We start from the raw sequence: 15,330 nt of genomic DNA, 5'->3' as shown, positions 1-15,330 counted from the left end.
CGTGCGTTCAGCCCATCCTGTCCGCCGCTGAACGCTCCTCGCCTTTCAGAGGCATGCGGGTGTTGCGGCGCTCACCCTGGATGAGGCCGAGGAGTGCGCGGCCGGCATCGAGGACATTGGTGCCGGGGCCGAACACCTCGGCGACGCCGGCCTTGAAGAGCGGCTCGTAGTCCCTTGCCGGAATGACGCCGCCGCAGACCACCTGGATCTGTTCGTTGCCGGACGCCTTCAGCGCCTCGATGAGCTTGGGCACGAGGCTGAGATGGCCGGCGGCGAGGGTCGAGACGCCGACGACGTCGACATCGAGGTCCACGGCCTTGCGGGCCGCATCCTCGGGCGTCGCGAAGAGATCCGACAGTTCCACCTCGAAGCCGAGATCGGAAAAGGCCGAGGCGATCACCTTCGCGCCGCGATCGTGCCCGTCCTGGCCGAGCTTGGCGACCAGTACCCGCGGCGTGCGCCCGGTGGTCTCCACATGCTCGGCGATGCGCGACTTCAGGATGTCGTATTCGGGATCGCCGGCATAGGCGTCGGCATAGACGCCCTTGTTCAGGCGATGGGTGGCGGCATGGCGCCCGCCGAAGCCCTGTTCCATCGCGGTCGAGATCTCGCCGAGGGATGCGCGCGCCCGCGCCGCCTCCACGGCCGCCTCGAGGAGATTGCCCTCGCCGGAGCGGGCGAGATCCTCGAGCTTCGACAGGGCGGCCTCGCAATCCTCGCGCGAGCGCCTGCGCCTCACATCCTCGAGCCGCCTGATCTGCTGCTTGCGCACGTCGTCGGTGTCGACCACCAGGAAGTCGATCGGGTCCTCGTTCTCCAGCCGGAACCGGTTGACGCCGACGATGACGTCCTCGCCCCGGTCGATCCGCGCCTGGCGGGCAGCGGCCGACTCCTCGATCCGCGACTTCGGAATGCCCGCCTCGACCGCCTTCGTCATGCCTCCGGCCGCCTCGATCTCGTTGATGAGTTCGAGTGCCTTGTCGGCGAGGTCGTGGGTCAGGGCCTCGACGTAATAGGAGCCGCCGAGCGGATCGACGGTGCGGGTGACACCCGTCTCGTGCTGGAGGATGAGCTGGGTGTTGCGGGCAATGCGGGCGGAGAATTCCGTCGGCAGCGCGATCGCCTCGTCGAAGCCGTTGGTGTGGAGGGACTGGGTGCCGCCGAGCACCGCCGCCAGCGCCTCGTAGGCGGTGCGCACGATGTTGTTGTACGGGTCCTGTTCGGTGAGGGAGACGCCGGATGTCTGGCAATGGGTGCGCAGCATCTTGGAGCGGTCGTCCTTGGCGCCGAAGTCCTCCATGATTTTCGCCCAGAGCATGCGCGCCGCGCGCAGCTTGGCCGCCTCCTTGAAGAAGTCCATGCCGATGCAGAAGAAGAAGGAGAGACGCCCGGCGAACTGGTCGACCGACAGGCCGCGCGCCATGGCGGCCCGCACATATTCCATGCCGTCGGCGAGCGTATAGGCGAGCTCCTGCGCGGTCGTCGCGCCCGCTTCCTGCATGTGATAGCCGGAGATCGAGATCGAGTTGAACTTCGGCATCTCGGCCGCCGTATAGGCGATGATGTCGGCGACGATCCGCATCGAGGGCTCGGGCGCGTAGATATAGGTGTTGCGGACCATGAACTCCTTCAGAATGTCGTTCTGAATGGTCCCGGTCAGCTTCCTGCGGTCGACGCCCTGTTCCTCGGCCGCCACGATGAACATGGCGAGCGTCGGAATGACCGCGCCGTTCATGGTCATGGACACGCTCATCTCGTCGAGCGGGATCTCGTCGAAGAGGATCTTCATGTCCTCGACGCTGTCGATCGCGACGCCCGCCTTGCCCACGTCGCCGGAGACGCGCGGATGGTCGGAATCATAGCCGCGATGGGTGGCGAGATCGAAGGCGACGGAGAGGCCCTTCTGGCCGGCTGCGAGATTGCGCCTGTAGAAGGCGTTGGATTCCTCGGCCGTCGAGAAGCCCGCATATTGGCGGATCGTCCAGGGCTGGCCGGCATACATGGTCGCGCGGGGCCCGCGCATGAAGGGCGCGACGCCCGGAAGAGCCTCGGCGGTGCCCTCGGGAACGTCCTCGGGGCCGTAGAGCGGCTTGATGACCAGCCCGTCCGGTGTCTTCGTCGAGAGGTCGAGGACGTCCCGTCCCCTCAACTCCTTCCTCGCGATCTCCTCCCAGGAGGGCCCGCTTGTGTCCGGCGACGGATCGAGATCGAGCTTGGTCGAGGGCGTATCGCTCATGTCAGGCAAACTCCAGAATGACGTCGTCGACGGCGAGGCTGTCGCCCTCCTTGACCGAGATCTTCTCCACCGTGCCGCTGCGCTCGGCCCGCAGCACGTTCTCCATCTTCATGGCCTCGACCACGGCGAGGATCTGACCTTCCTGAACCTCGTCGCCCTCCTTGACCGACAGGGTCATCAGCACCGCCGGCATGGGCGAGATCAGGAACTTCGACAGGTCAGGCGGCAGCTTCTCCGGCATCAGGCGCGCAAGCGGCGCCACATGGACGGGATAGACCTTGAGCGCCACGTCGTAGCCTTCCGCCCGCAGGCGAAAGCCGGACGTTACGGGATCGACCCGGTAGGTTGTCCGCTCGCCTTCGAGATCGAGGACGGCGATGAGCTCGCCCGGCTTCCATTCGAGTTCCGCCGGCCCGGCCTCGGTCCCGTCGACGGCGACCGAGGAGGGTCCGATCCGGACCGCATGCTCGCTCCCGCCGAAGGGGATGGCGACCACGCGCTCGAACGCGCCGGAGGGCGGCAGAAGGCCCGCGATCCGCTCTCCGCGCGCATCCGAGGGACGCCGGACCGTTCGCTGCGCCATGGCGGTCGCCGCGACCGCCATGCGGCGGAAGACCGATGCGGGGGGCGCCGCATTCTCGAAGCCGTCCGGATATTCCTCGGCGATGAACCCCGTCGTGATCTCGCCCGAGCGCCAGCGCGGATGGCGCTGGATGGCGGCCAGGAACGGCACGTTGTGCTCGATGCCCTCGACGACGAACCCGTCGAGGGCTGCGGCCATCGCGTCGATCGCGCTCTCGCGCGTCTCGCCCCATGTGCAGAGCTTGGCGATCATCGGATCGTAGAACATCGAGATGGTCGAGCCCTCCTCGACGCCCGTATCGTTCCGGACGATCGTACCATCCTCGCGCTCGCCCTCCTGCGGCGGCCGGTAGCGCGTCAGGCGCCCGGTGGAGGGAAGGAAGCCGCGATAGGGGTTCTCGGCATAGAGGCGCGATTCGATCGCCCAGCCCCGGATGCCGATATCGGCCTGGGTGACTTGCAGGGGCTCGCCGGCGGCGACCCTGATCATCGCCTCCACGAGATCGATCCCGGTGATGAGTTCGGTCACCGGATGCTCGACCTGAAGGCGCGTGTTCATTTCGAGGAAGTAGAAGTTGCGGTGCTTGTCGACGATGAACTCGACCGTGCCGGCGCTCTGGTAGTCGACGGCCTTCGCCATGGCCACGGCTTCCTCGCCCATGGCCCTGCGGGTCTGCTCGTCGAGGAAGGGGGAGGGCGCTTCCTCGATGACCTTCTGGTTGCGCCGCTGGATCGAGCATTCGCGCTCGTTGAGATAGACGCAGTTGCCGTGTGCGTCGGCGAGAACCTGGATCTCGATATGGCGCGGCTCTTCGACGAACTTCTCGATGAAGATGCGATCGTCGCCGAAGGAGGACGCGGCCTCCGACTTCGACCGGGCGTAGCCTTCGCGCGCCTCGTCGTCATTCCATGCGATGCGCATGCCCTTGCCGCCGCCGCCGGCGGACGCCTTGATCATCACCGGATAGCCGATCCCTGCCGAGATCCGCACGGCCTCCTCTGCATCGGCGATGAGGTCCATATGGCCGGGCACCGTCGAGACGCCGGCCTCGGCCGCGATCTTCTTGGAGGTGATCTTGTCGCCCATCGCCTGGATCGCCCTGGGCTTGGGTCCGATGAAGGTGATGCCGGCGGCCTCGAGTGCCTCGCAGAATTTGGCGTTTTCCGACAGGAAGCCGTAGCCCGGATGCACGGCTTCTGCGCCCGTCTTCCGGCAGGCCGCGATGATCGCATCGGCCTTCAGATAGGACTGGTTCGCAGGCGCAGGCCCGATATGCACCGCCTCGTCGGCCATGCGCGTATGAACGGCGTTCCTGTCGGCATCGGAATAGACCGCGACGGTCGCGATCCCCATCCGCTTCGCCGTCTTCATGACCCGGCACGCGATCTCGCCGCGATTGGCGATGAGGATTTTCTTGAACACGGCGTCTTATCCTGCCTTCGTCGTCAAACTTCGAGAACGTCCTGGAACGCATCGGGGTGGGTCTTGCGGGCGACGGTCTCGTCGATCCTCAGAAGCGCGGTATAGGACTGCGGATCGAACGGGTGTTCGCCCGGCACGATCTCGCGGTTGAACAGCCACGAGATGCGTCCCGCATCGAGATTGCCCCGCTCGAAGGGCTCGTCCCCGAACATGTGCCAGATCGCGTGCAGAAAGGCGGTATCGGCGAGCTTCTCGGTGGATGTGCGATCGGGGAAGCGCTTGCGCTCGATGATCTTCGTCGCGCCCTTGGGATTGGCGCGACGAACCGTGAACTGGAAGCCGGTTCCCGGAAGCCCCGAGGGAAACCCCCGGTGCTTCGTCATGTCAGGGAGTTTCGCCACTATCCGGCATCTCCGATCTTGTCCTCAGTCTTCGTCTCGAAGTCCGAGGCGTCGTGGCGCTCGTGAAGCTGGGTCGACGGATCGCCGGAGGTGGAATTGACCATCGAGCCGCGCTTGACGCTCCGGCGTTCGCCGATCTGCTTCCTCCAGCGCTGGAGGTTCTCGTACTCGTCCACGCCGAGGAAGGTGCCGGCATCGTCATAGGCGCCGTGAGCGGCGAGACGGCCATACCAGGGCCAGATCGCCATGTCGGCGATCGAATATTCGCTGCCGGCGATGAACTCGTTCTTCGCAAGCTGCTTGTCGAGAAGATCGAGCTGGCGCTTTACCTCCATGGCGAAACGATCGATCGCATATTCGATCTTCATCGGCGCATAGGCGTAGAAATGGCCGAAGCCGCCGCCGAGGAACGGGCCCGCGCCCATCTGCCAGAACAGCCAGTTGAGGGCCTCGGTGCGGCCGCGAATATCGCCGGGCAGGAACGCGCCGAATTTCTCCGCGAGGTAAAGGAGGATCGAGCCGGATTCGAAAAGGCGTATCGGATCGCCGCCGCCTTTCGGCTTGTGATCCATCATCGCCGGGATCTTGGAATTCGGGTTGACCGAGACGAAGCCCGAGCCGAACTGGTCGCCCTTGTGGATGCGGATCATCCAGGCGTCGTATTCGGCCTCGGTATGGCCGGCGGCCAGAAGCTCCTCCAGCATGATCGTGACCTTGACCCCGTTGGGCGTGCCCAGGGAGTAGAGCTGGAGAGGATGCTTGCCGACCGGCAGCTCCTTCTCGTACTGGGCGCCAGCGGTCGGCTTGTTGATGGAGGCGAAGGCGCCGCCCGACTGGGTATCGGGGCTCCAGACCTTGGCAGGCACATAGCCGGCCGGGAGGTTCTTTTCGGGCGGAAACTTGGTGTCGTCGGCCATGATGGATCGACCTGTCTTCGTTCAGGATGCGGAGGCGATGCGACGCATCGCATCACGGTAGATATTGAGCCGTCGGCGAACGGCGAGCCGAAACGCTCCGTCTCGGCCGCGATGACACGGTCCCCTGTGTCACAGCGGAATGTTGTCGTGCTTGCGCCGGGGCTCCGGCACTTCCTTGGTCTTCAGCATCTCGAAGGCCCGCAGCACCCGGCGGCGCGTCGATTGAGGAAGGATCACCTCATCGATGAAGCCGCGCTGGGCCGCGATGAACGGATTGGCGAAGCGGTCCTCGTATTCCTTCGTATGGGAGGCGAGCTTTTCGGGGTCCTTGGCGTCCCGGCGATGGATGATCTCGGCCGCGCCCTTGGCGCCCATCACCGCGATCTGGGCCGAGGGCCAGGCATAGTTCACGTCGGCGCGGATGTGCTTCGACGCCATCACGTCATAGGCGCCGCCATAGGCCTTGCGCGTGATGACCGTGACCTTGGGAACCGTCGCCTGGGCATAGGCGAAGAGCAGCTTCGCACCGTGCTTGATGATGCCGCCGAGTTCCTGGGAAACGCCGGGCAGGAAGCCCGGAACGTCGACCAGCGTCAGGACTGGAATGTTGAAGGCGTCGCAGAAGCGCACGAAGCGCGCGGCCTTGCGCGAGGAATCGATGTCGAGGCAGCCCGCGAGCACCAGCGGCTGGTTTGCGACGACGCCGATGCTTTCGCCGTTCAGCCGGATGAAGCCGGTGAGGATATTGCCCGCGAAATCCTTCTGGAGTTCCAGGAAGTCGCCTTCGTCGGCGATCTTCAGGATGACCTCGCGCATGTCGTAGGGCGTGTTGGCGTTTTCCGGCACCAGCGTATCGAGCGAGGCCTCGGCCCGGTTCGGATCGTCGAAGACACCGAGACCCGGGGCCCGGTCGCGCGAGGAGGAGGGCAGGAAGTCGAAGAGGCGGCGCGTCTCGACGAGCGCCTCCACATCGTTGTCGAAGGCGGCATCGGCGACCGAACTCTTCTTGGTATGGGTGGTCGCGCCGCCCAGATCCTCGGCGGTCACGACCTCTCCGGTCACGGTCTTCACCACGTCCGGTCCCGTCACGAACATGTAGGAGGTATCGCGGACCATATAGGTGAAATCGGTCATCGCGGGCGAATAGACCGCGCCGCCGGCGCAGGGTCCCATGATGACGGAGATCTGCGGCACGACGCCGGAGGCCTGGGCATTGCGCCAGAACACCTCGGCATAGCCGCCGAGCGAGGCGACGCCCTCCTGGATGCGGGCCCCGCCCGAATCGTTGAGGCCGATCACCGGCACCCCGTTCTGCATGGCGAGATCCATCACCTTGCAGATCTTCTCGGCATGGGTTTCGGAGAGCGAGCCGCCGAAGACGGTGAAGTCCTGGGAGAAGACGTAGGTGGGCCGACCGTTGATCGTGCCCCAGCCGGTGACGACGCCATCGCCCGGATATTGCTGGCTCGCCATGCCGAAATCGGTGGCGCGATGGGTCTTGAAGGTGTCGTATTCCTCGAAGGAGCCCGGATCGAGAAGCACGTCCAGCCGCTCGCGGGCCGTCAGCTTGCCGCGCTCGTGCTGCTTCTCGATGCGGTCCCTGCCGCCGCCGAGGCGAGCCTCCGCCCGTTTGGCCTCGAGCTGTTCGACGATTCCAAGCATATGCACCCTCCCACTCCGCATATGCACTTAGGGCAACGAGGCGGTCGAGGACAAGGTGGAGAGGCGTATCGCGCGGACCGCACTGAACGACATGCTATCGACGCGATGCCCTGTGGCGGTCGGACCGGAAACGCGCTCGAAGGGGTCGGAGCGCTGCATCCGTCTCAGGTTCTGGCGCGTTGCTTCACGAAGGCCGGCGCGACGGCGCCATGGAGGCGAAATCCGCTAAATCATGTCGCCCGAGGCTGGACCGGAAACCGAGACACATGACGGCTCGGATCGGCGGGTCCAAGATACGACCGGATCGGCGATGGCGGGAAGGCGATGCCGGGAAAGCGAGGGGGCAGAAATGCAGAACATCTACATCCTCGGTGAACTCGCGATCGTCGTCGCGGGTCTTCTCCTGCTTCTTTACTTCGGCGTCTGGCGCAATCCCTACGAAATCGAGAAACGTCGCGATCGCCGCCGGCGGAAGGCCGAGCGCCGGGCCGGGGAGACGAAGCGCTCCGAGTAAGCCGACGGATCGGTCATGGCCTTTCAAGCCATAGAGGTCAGGACAAACCATCGTCTCAAGGTGTCATACCGGCGAACATTTGAAAGCATCGCTGTTTGTCATCCGCAGGCAGGCCGCGCGGCGTCTGAGCCTGTGCCGGACGAGAATCGACCCGGCGGGTCAATTCATTCGTCCGACGGCATGAGACATCCGGCGGGGCACCGCCGTCGTAGTTTCAGCATTGACAGGCGCATCGGATCGTCGATCGATACCGGCTTTGAGATCCGACGAATGCAGCGAGGATGCGATCCGCGATGGCCCCGAACGACCTGAACCGCCGCCGTTTCACGGCCGGCCTCGTCACCGCGATCGCCTTGCCCGCCTTCCTGAGCGAAGCGAAGGCAAACCGGGTCCATCTGGCGCAGACGCCCGCCTGCGGCACCGATACCTTGACGGCTCTTCAGACCGCCGGTCCGTTCTTCACCTCTGGCTCCCCGCGCAAGACGAACTTCCAGCGCGATACGCGGGGTGGCCAGCCGATCCTTCTCTACGGACAGGTTCTCGACCAGAACTGCCGACCTGTTCAGGGTGCGAAAATCGATTTCTGGCAGGCCGACGCGAACGGGGCCTACGACAATTCGGGTTACCGCCTGCGCGGCCACCAGTTCTCCGATGCCAATGGCCGCTGGCGGCTTGAGACGATCCTACCTGGTCTCTATCCCGGCCGCACCCGGCATATCCACGCCCGCGTCCAGCCGCGAGGCCAGCGAATTCTGACGACGCAGCTCTACTTCCCCGGCATTCCGCAGAACCGCCGGGACGGGCTCTATGTACGAAGCCTTCTCGTCGCCTTCGATCCGGGCGCCGGTCGCGGCAGCTTCGACTTCATTCTCTGATACCAGCGGCGTCTGAGCCTGTGCCGGTCGATACTTGACTCAACGCGTCAACTCATTCGTCCGACAGTATCAGGCTCCCAACTTCCTGTCGGACCCGATCGTCGCGTTTCAAACGCGAAAGACGGTGGGAGCCGCATCAGCGCAGCAGGATGACCTGGACATCGGCGACATTGGTGCCGGTCGCGCCGGTGCGCACCAGCGCCCCGCCGGCTTCGAGCGCCGGATGGGAATCGTTGTCGCCCAGCCGGGCTTCGGGATCCACGCCTGCATCCCTGATCGTCTTCAGGGTATCGGGGGCGACCACTGCACCGGCCGCATCCGTCGGCCCGTCCCGCCCGTCCGTGCCCCCGGAGAGGAAAACCCATTCGCCGGTCGCGGGATCGGCTTCGTCGAGTAGAGCGAAGCGCAAAGCCAGTTCCTGGTTCCGCCCGCCGGTGCCGCTTCCCGACAATATCACCGTCGTCTCGCCGCCCGCGATGATCGCGATCGGCTTTTCGCCGGCGGACTGGCGGGTGAGACGGTCGTGCAGCCGCGCTGCGGCCTCCGCCACGTCGCCGTCGAGCCAGCCTTCCATGCGTTCGCACGCATAGCCGAGTTCGCTCGCGGCCTCGGCCGCCGCCGCGCAGCTGATGGCATTCGATCCGATGATGACGGTTTCGAAATCCTGGCCGGTATGGTCGCGCCCGTGTCCCGGTTCGCGAAGGCGCCGACGCGCAGCGTCCGGCAGCCGGTCCGCGATCGCGTATCTTTCGACCACGCGCAACGCCGCCTCGGCATCGTCGGCTGACGGCACGCTCGGGCCGGAGGCGACGGCTTTGGGATCGTCGCCCGGAACGTCGGACAGGATCAGCGACAGGACCCGCGCCGGTGCAGCGCGCGCCAGGAGCCCGCCCCCCTTCAGGCGCGACAGCTTGCGGCGGACGACGTTGATCTCGTCGATCGGGGCTCCGCAACCCAGAAGAAGATCGTTGACGGCGATCTTGTCCTTAAGGGTCAGGCCCTCCACGGGCGCCGCGACGAGAGCCGAACCCCCGCCCGAGACGAGGACGAGGACGAGATCGGCGTCGCCGGCTTCGTCAAGCGCGGCCTCGATGGCCCTCGCGCCCTGTTCGCTGCCCGCGGTCGGCGTCGGATGGCCTCCCACATAGACGTCGAGACCGGCGACGACCCTTGCGGCTTCCGGATGGGTGACGGCGATACCCGCCTTCCACTTGTCGCCGAGAAAGGGAATTGCGGCCTCGGCCATCTGGATCGCCGCCTTGCCGAAGGCGATCAGAACGACGCCTTCGGCGGCCTCGATCTGCCCGGCCCGCTCCTCCAGCGCGGCACGGACCGCGCTTGCCGGATCGGCAGCTTCGACCGCCCTCTGGAAGATGGCGAGGGCATCGCCGCGCAGGGTTCCGGTGCCGTCGTTCCGCTCGCCGTCAGCCATGGATCAGGCCACCCGGTCGCCGGGCTCGCGGCCGGCGAAGTAAGCTTCCAGATTGTCCATCACGCGCCAGCCCATCGCCTCGCGGGTCGACTGGGTGGCAGAACCGAGATGGGGCAGCAGCACGGCGTTCGTCTCGAGAAGCGGCTCGGGGATCTTCGGCTCGCCCTCGAACACGTCGAGACCGGCGCCGGCGATGGTGCCGTTCTTCAGGGCATCGGCGAGCGCCTTGGCGTCGACCACCTCTCCGCGTGCGGAATTCACCAGAATCGCGTTCGGCTTCATCATGGCGAGCCGCTCGGCATTGATGAGGTGATAGTTCTCCTTGCCGCCGGGCATGTGCAGGGAGACGACGTCGGCCTCCTTGAGAACGGCTTCGATCGAATCGCGGGCTTCCGCCTTCGTCGATGCGGCCTTTTCGGGCGCCACCGGATAGGCGTCGTAATAGATCACCTTCATTCCGAAGCCATGATGGGCGCGCTTGGCGGTCTCCTGGCCGATGCGGCCGAAGCCGAGGACGCCGAAGACGCCGCCCGAAACCTTCGTGCCGATCATGTGGGTCGGCCGCCAGCCGGTCCATTGGCCCGCGCGCAGCTCGCGCTCGCCTTCGCCGGCCCGGCGCGCGGCCGAAAGCATCAGCGTGATCGCGAGGTCGGCGGTGCATTCGGACAGGACTTCCGGCGTGTTCGTCACCACGATGCCGGCCTTCTTGGCTGCGTCCGTATCGATATGGCTGAAGCCGACGCCGTAGCTGGAAAGGATCTTCGTGCGTGGGTTTTCGACGGCGAGAACCGACGCATCGATGGTGTCCGAAACCGTGGGGCAGACCGCGTCATATTCGGAGAGAGCCTGACGCAGGGCATCCTTCGACATGGGCTCGTCCGCTTCGTTGAACGTCACGTCGTAGGCTTCGGACAGCTTCGTCTCGACGGCCTCAGGCCAGCGACGCGTCACCAGAATTTTCGGCTTGCTCATGGATTCGTTCCTCCCCTGTGTCATGAATTAAAGCGAATGCGGCGCGGGTGTCGAGGCCCGCGCCGCATCTCGTTCCGTGGTAGGCAGGCCATCGCCGCAGCTCGTCTCCGAGGAGCTCCGCCCGCCGTGAACGGCTGGCGGGCAAGCCGTTTCGAACACCCGTTACCGGCTCCGCGCAGATGGCGGGAGCCCGATCAGGCGGCCTTCCTGTGTCCGATCATCTCCTCGACCACCTCGCCGAAGGCCGAGGGATGGGGCACGACGGCAAGGCCGCACGCCTTCATGATCTCGATCTTCTCCGCGGCCGATTCCCCTTCCGTGGAAACGATCGCGCCGGCATGGCCCATCTTCTTGCCCTTCGGGGCAGAGGCGCCCGCGATATAGGCGCAGACGGGCTTCGACATATGCTCCTGCGCCCAGCGTGCGGCTTCCGCTTCCTGGGGGCCGCCGATCTCGCCAATCATGACGACCGCATCGGTCTCGGGATCGGCCTCGAAAAGCTCCAGGCAATCCTTGAAGGACGAGCCGTTGATCGGATCGCCGCCGATGCCGATCGAGGTGGAGATGCCGATCCCCTTGGCGAGCATCTGGGCGGCTGCCTCGTAGGACAGGGTTCCCGAGCGCGCGACGACGCCGATGCGGCCCTTCTTGTAGATGTTCGTGGGCATGATGCCCATGAAGCCCTCGTCCGGGGAGATCATGCCGGCGCAGTTGGGGCCGAAGAGGCGCATCTTGTCGGCGGCGCGGTAGCGGCGCATGTAGCGCTTGACGCGCATCATGTCCTGGGCGGGGATGCCGTCGGTGATGCAGACGCAGAACTTGATGCCCGCATCGGCCGCTTCCATGATCGAATCGGCCGCGAAGGGAGGCGGGACGAAGACGATCGACGCCTCGGCGCCCGTTTCTTCCACCGCGCCGCGAACCGTGTTGAAGACCGGCAGGTCGAGATGCATCTGTCCGCCCTTGGAGGGCGTGACGCCGCCGACCACCTTGGTTCCGTAGCGGATCATGTCCTCGGCGTGAAAGCTTCCGATCTTGCCGGTGAAGCCCTGCACGATGACCTTTGTGTCCTTGTTGAGCAATACTGCCATCTTGTCCTCCCGCTTCCTCAGGCCGCCCGAGAGGCGGTCGCCTCTTTCCAGGCCGCGACCGCCTTTTCGGCACCTTCCTTCAGGGTTTCGGCGACGATGATGTCCTCGCCGGAATCGGCCAGGATCTGCCGGCCCTTCTCCACATTGGTTCCGGCGAGGCGCACCACGATCGGAACGGGCACGCCGACCTCCCGCTTGGCCCGGATGACGCCTTCGGCCACCCAGTCGCAGCGATTGATGCCGGCGAAGATGTTGACGAAGATCACCTTCACATTGTCGTCCTGCAGGACGGCGCGGAAACTCTTGGCCACGCGCTCGGGACTTGCGCCGCCGCCGATATCGAGGAAGTTCGCGGGCTCGCCGCCGGCGATCTTGATCATGTCGAGGGTCGCCATTGCGAGGCCCGCGCCGTTGATGATGCAGCCGATCTCGCCGGTCAGGCCGACATAGGAGAGGCCCCGATCGGAGGCGAAGGTCTCGCGCGGGTCTTCCTGGCTCTTGTCGCGAAGCTCGGAGATTTCCTGCCGGCGGAAGAGGGCGTTCTCGTCGAAGCTCATCTTGGCGTCCAGCGCCATGACATTGCCGCTGCCCGTGACGACCAGCGGATTGATCTCCAGCATCGAGGCGTCATGGTCGCGGAAGGCGCGGTAGCAGCCGAGAATGGTGTCCACCATCCGGCCCACCACCTTGTATTCGAGGCCGAGATTGTAGGCGATCTCGCGCGCCTGGAAGTCCTGCAGTCCGTGTCCGGGATCGACCACGGTCTTGATCAGGCTTTCCGGCTCCTTGTCGGCGATCTCCTCCACCTCCATGCCGCCGGAGGAGGAGGCGATGATCATGATGCGCTCGGCCTTGCGGTCGAGGACGAAGCCCAGATAGAGTTCCTGGGCGATGTCGACCGTCTCCTCGATGTAGAGACGGTTGACCAGCTTGCCCTCGGGGCCCGTCTGGTGCGTCACGAGGCGCTTGCCCAGCATCTCCTCGGCCGCCGCCTTCACTTCCTTGTCGCTGCCGCACAGCTTCACGCCGCCCGCCTTGCCGCGCGCTCCAGAGTGGATCTGGGCCTTCACCGCCCAGCGTTCGCCGCCGATCTCGCTTGTGCGATAGGCCGCCTGCTCGGGGCTGTAGGCGAGGCCGCCGCGCGGCAGGCTCACGCCGTGGCGTGCGAGCAGCTCCTTTGCCTGGTATTCATGGATATCCATGGCTCTCTCCCTTTTCGCGATCGCCTAGCGGGCCGTGATCGCCTCGTGCATTTTCAGAACATTGAGGGCCATGCGCTCGGATGCGGCATCGATCATCTTGCCGTCCAGCGAGGCTGCGCCCTGGCCTTTGCCCTCGGCCTCCTTCAAAGCCTCGATGATCCTGCGCGCCTTCTCCACCTCCGCCTCCAGCGGAGAGAAGACCTCGTTTGCGAGCTTGATCTGGCTGGGATGGATCGCCCATTTGCCTTCGATGCCGAGGGATGCGGCGCGGTTCGCGGCGTCCTTGAAGCCTTCGGGGTCGGAGAAGTCGCCGAACGGACCATCGATCGGCCGCAGGCCGTAGGCGCGGCAGGCGACGGTCATGCGCGAGAGGGCATAGTGCCACTGGTCGCCCGGATAATGCGGGTTGGGACCGCCGATATTGGTGGTGCGCGCCTTGTTGAAGGCGGCGTAGTCCGCAACGCCGAAGTGGAGCGCCTCCAGGCGTCCGCCATAGGCCGCGATCTTCTCCACGTTCGCCATGCCGAGCGCGGTCTCGATCAGGGCCTCGATGCCGACCCGCGTCTCGAAGCCTTTCGCCATCTCGATCTGGTTGATCAGAGCCTCGACCATGTAGATGTCGGAGGGATTGCCGACCTTCGGGATCAGGATTGTGTCGAAGCGGTCGCCCGCCTGTTCCATCAGGTCGACGACGTCGCGATACATGTACTTTGTGTCGATGCCGTTGATCCGGACGGAGACCGTCTTCTTCTTTGCGCGCCAGTCGATGTCGTTGAGGATCTGGATGATGTTCCTGAGCGCCTTTTCCTTGTCGGGCGGCGCGACCGCGTCCTCGATATCGAGGAAGACGTAGTCGGCCTCGCTGTCGGCCGCCTTCTCCATCATCTGGACGTTTGCGCCCGGCACGGCGAGTTCGCTGCGCTGCAGGCGAAACTTGCGGAGATTGTGGAGTTCGTGGCTCATCCTGTTCCTCTTCCCTGGCCGTGTCTTGCGGTCCCGTGGCTCGGTGCGGATCGAGTTTCGTCTCGCCTGTGAGCCGGCCGGGCGGCCGCGGGTTGCTTGACTGCCACCGGCTCCCGGGTCGTGAAACCGCTATCCTCCCGGATGCTTCGACTTGACAGGAACTATCGGAGGGACGCGGCGCATAAGCAAGAAGCCTGCGGATAGGAAGTCGAACGGACCCGGGTAGGAAACCCTACCCGAAAGGGACTGACCCTTCTTCTTCGTCATCTTGTGGGCGACAGGTTCTTCGCCGCGCTCTGCTGGACAAGGGCGCGGTCTATTGGGGCGGTGCAGGTCGCAGAGCCGAAATTCGAGCCATTCGACGGCTTCGATGCTTTCGTGCTTCGGCCGGCGTCAGCGTTGTTCGTTCAGCCAGACGGCGACGGCCATGGCGCGGTTCTGCACGTCCAGCTTCTCGTAGAGGTTCTTCAGGTAGTATTTGACCGTGTTCTGGGAGATGCCCGTGCGCGCGGCGATCTGCATGTTCGTCCAGCCGAGAGCCAGCATCGACAAAAGTTCGCGCTCCCTCACGGTCAGCTTGGAGATCGCCGTGTCGTTGATGGCCGTCAGGTCGATATAGGGAATGCAGATCCGGCCGTTCGCCACCGCCATCAGCGTGTCGAAGAGAACATCGGGGTCGTCGTACTGGTAGCAGAAGCCGTAGACGCCCAGCCGCACGGCCTGGCGGAGGGTGGCGATGTTCTCCTCGCCCGAAAAGATCACGATGCGCGGCGCACCGGCCTTCTCCTTCAGCTTCAAGAGAAGCGAGCCGGCATCCATGTCCGCGAGGGTCCAGCCGACGACGGCGATGTCGAAATCCGGGTCCGAGGAGCGCCGCAGGATTTCCGATCCGCTTTCGGCAAGGCCCGCGAACGCGAATCGATCGTCCTTGCCGATCATGTGCTTGAGCGCTGAGACCACGAGCGGATTGCGTTCGGCGAGAAGGACCCGGATCGGTTTTTCGGCAGCCATGTTTCCCCCTGTCCCGCCGCTTCGGAGGTGCCAGACCGAAGCAGGGAGA

The 15,330-nt window shown here is 65.2% G+C and carries 13 protein-coding genes; 2 read left to right on the top strand and 11 right to left on the bottom strand.

Translation table 11 applies throughout. The features are described from left to right. Positions 1-7: 7 nt before the first annotated feature. The 5 genes from scpA to DYI37_RS13700 all read right to left on the bottom strand — a co-directional run bounded on the left by scpA (position 8) and on the right by DYI37_RS13700 (position 7,221). Positions 8-2,236: a methylmalonyl-CoA mutase gene (scpA, locus tag DYI37_RS13720; protein ID WP_116683817.1), complete on the bottom strand. Its 2,229-nt coding sequence runs from the start codon at positions 2,234-2,236 to the stop codon at positions 8-10. A gap of 1 nt (position 2,237) precedes the next feature. Then, positions 2,238-4,241 (bottom strand): acetyl-CoA carboxylase biotin carboxylase subunit, encoded by a 2,004-nt coding sequence (locus DYI37_RS13715; protein WP_116683816.1) that lies wholly within the window; start codon positions 4,239-4,241, stop codon positions 2,238-2,240. A gap of 23 nt (positions 4,242-4,264) precedes the next feature. Further along, positions 4,265-4,642 carry a hypothetical protein gene (locus tag DYI37_RS13710; protein ID WP_199520158.1) on the bottom strand — a complete coding sequence of 126 codons (378 nt, stop codon included), beginning with the start codon at positions 4,640-4,642 and terminating at the stop codon, positions 4,265-4,267. After that, a complete protein-coding gene (yghU, locus tag DYI37_RS13705) occupies positions 4,642-5,559 on the bottom strand; it encodes a glutathione-dependent disulfide-bond oxidoreductase (protein WP_116683814.1) in 918 nt (305 codons plus the stop codon). The genes DYI37_RS13710 and yghU overlap by 1 nt, the downstream gene beginning before the upstream one ends. A 129-nt stretch (positions 5,560-5,688) precedes the next feature. Beyond that, entirely contained in the window at positions 5,689-7,221 is a 1,533-nt protein-coding gene (locus tag DYI37_RS13700) for an acyl-CoA carboxylase subunit beta (RefSeq protein ID WP_116683813.1), read from the bottom strand. Between the two features lie 349 nt (positions 7,222-7,570). On the opposite strand from DYI37_RS13700, the gene DYI37_RS20030 reads away from it, so the two are divergent. Next, positions 7,571-7,735, top strand: a complete 165-nt coding sequence (locus DYI37_RS20030; protein WP_158555181.1) for a hypothetical protein — start codon at positions 7,571-7,573, stop codon at positions 7,733-7,735. A 293-nt stretch (positions 7,736-8,028) separates the two neighbouring features. Then, positions 8,029-8,610, top strand: a complete 582-nt coding sequence (locus DYI37_RS13690; protein ID WP_116683987.1) for a dioxygenase family protein — start codon at positions 8,029-8,031, stop codon at positions 8,608-8,610. A gap of 136 nt (positions 8,611-8,746) precedes the next feature. Here DYI37_RS13690 and DYI37_RS13685 read toward each other — a convergent pair whose 3' ends face one another. From DYI37_RS13685 to DYI37_RS13660, 6 genes are all read right to left on the bottom strand, one after another. Further along, on the bottom strand, positions 8,747-10,042 hold the full coding sequence (locus tag DYI37_RS13685) for a glycerate kinase type-2 family protein (protein ID WP_116683811.1): 1,296 nt from the start codon (positions 10,040-10,042) through the stop codon (positions 8,747-8,749). A 3-nt stretch (positions 10,043-10,045) separates the two neighbouring features. Next, complete coding sequence (locus DYI37_RS13680; RefSeq protein ID WP_116683810.1) at positions 10,046-11,014, bottom strand: 2-hydroxyacid dehydrogenase; 969 nt, start codon at positions 11,012-11,014, stop codon at positions 10,046-10,048. Between the two features lie 194 nt (positions 11,015-11,208). Then, the gene (sucD, locus tag DYI37_RS13675; protein WP_116683809.1) at positions 11,209-12,105 is read right to left on the bottom strand and encodes a succinate--CoA ligase subunit alpha; all 897 of its coding nucleotides are present in this window, start codon (positions 12,103-12,105) and stop codon (positions 11,209-11,211) included. A 17-nt stretch (positions 12,106-12,122) separates the two neighbouring features. Further along, positions 12,123-13,328, bottom strand: a complete 1,206-nt coding sequence (locus DYI37_RS13670) for a malate--CoA ligase subunit beta (protein ID WP_342634943.1) — start codon at positions 13,326-13,328, stop codon at positions 12,123-12,125. 3 nt (positions 13,329-13,331) lie between these two features. Further along, complete coding sequence (locus tag DYI37_RS13665) at positions 13,332-14,270, bottom strand: HpcH/HpaI aldolase/citrate lyase family protein (RefSeq protein ID WP_116683807.1); 939 nt, start codon at positions 14,268-14,270, stop codon at positions 13,332-13,334. Positions 14,271-14,663: 393 nt separating this feature from the next. Next, complete coding sequence (locus DYI37_RS13660; protein WP_116683806.1) at positions 14,664-15,281, bottom strand: LuxR C-terminal-related transcriptional regulator; 618 nt, start codon at positions 15,279-15,281, stop codon at positions 14,664-14,666. Between the last annotated feature and the right edge of the window lie 49 nt (positions 15,282-15,330).

The sequence above is a fragment of the Fulvimarina endophytica genome (assembly GCF_003403015.1).
Classification (GTDB): Bacteria; Pseudomonadota; Alphaproteobacteria; order Rhizobiales; family Rhizobiaceae; genus Fulvimarina; species Fulvimarina endophytica.
The sequence above is the reverse complement of the archived record's forward strand: the minus strand, read 5'-3'. Positions and strand labels throughout refer to the sequence as shown.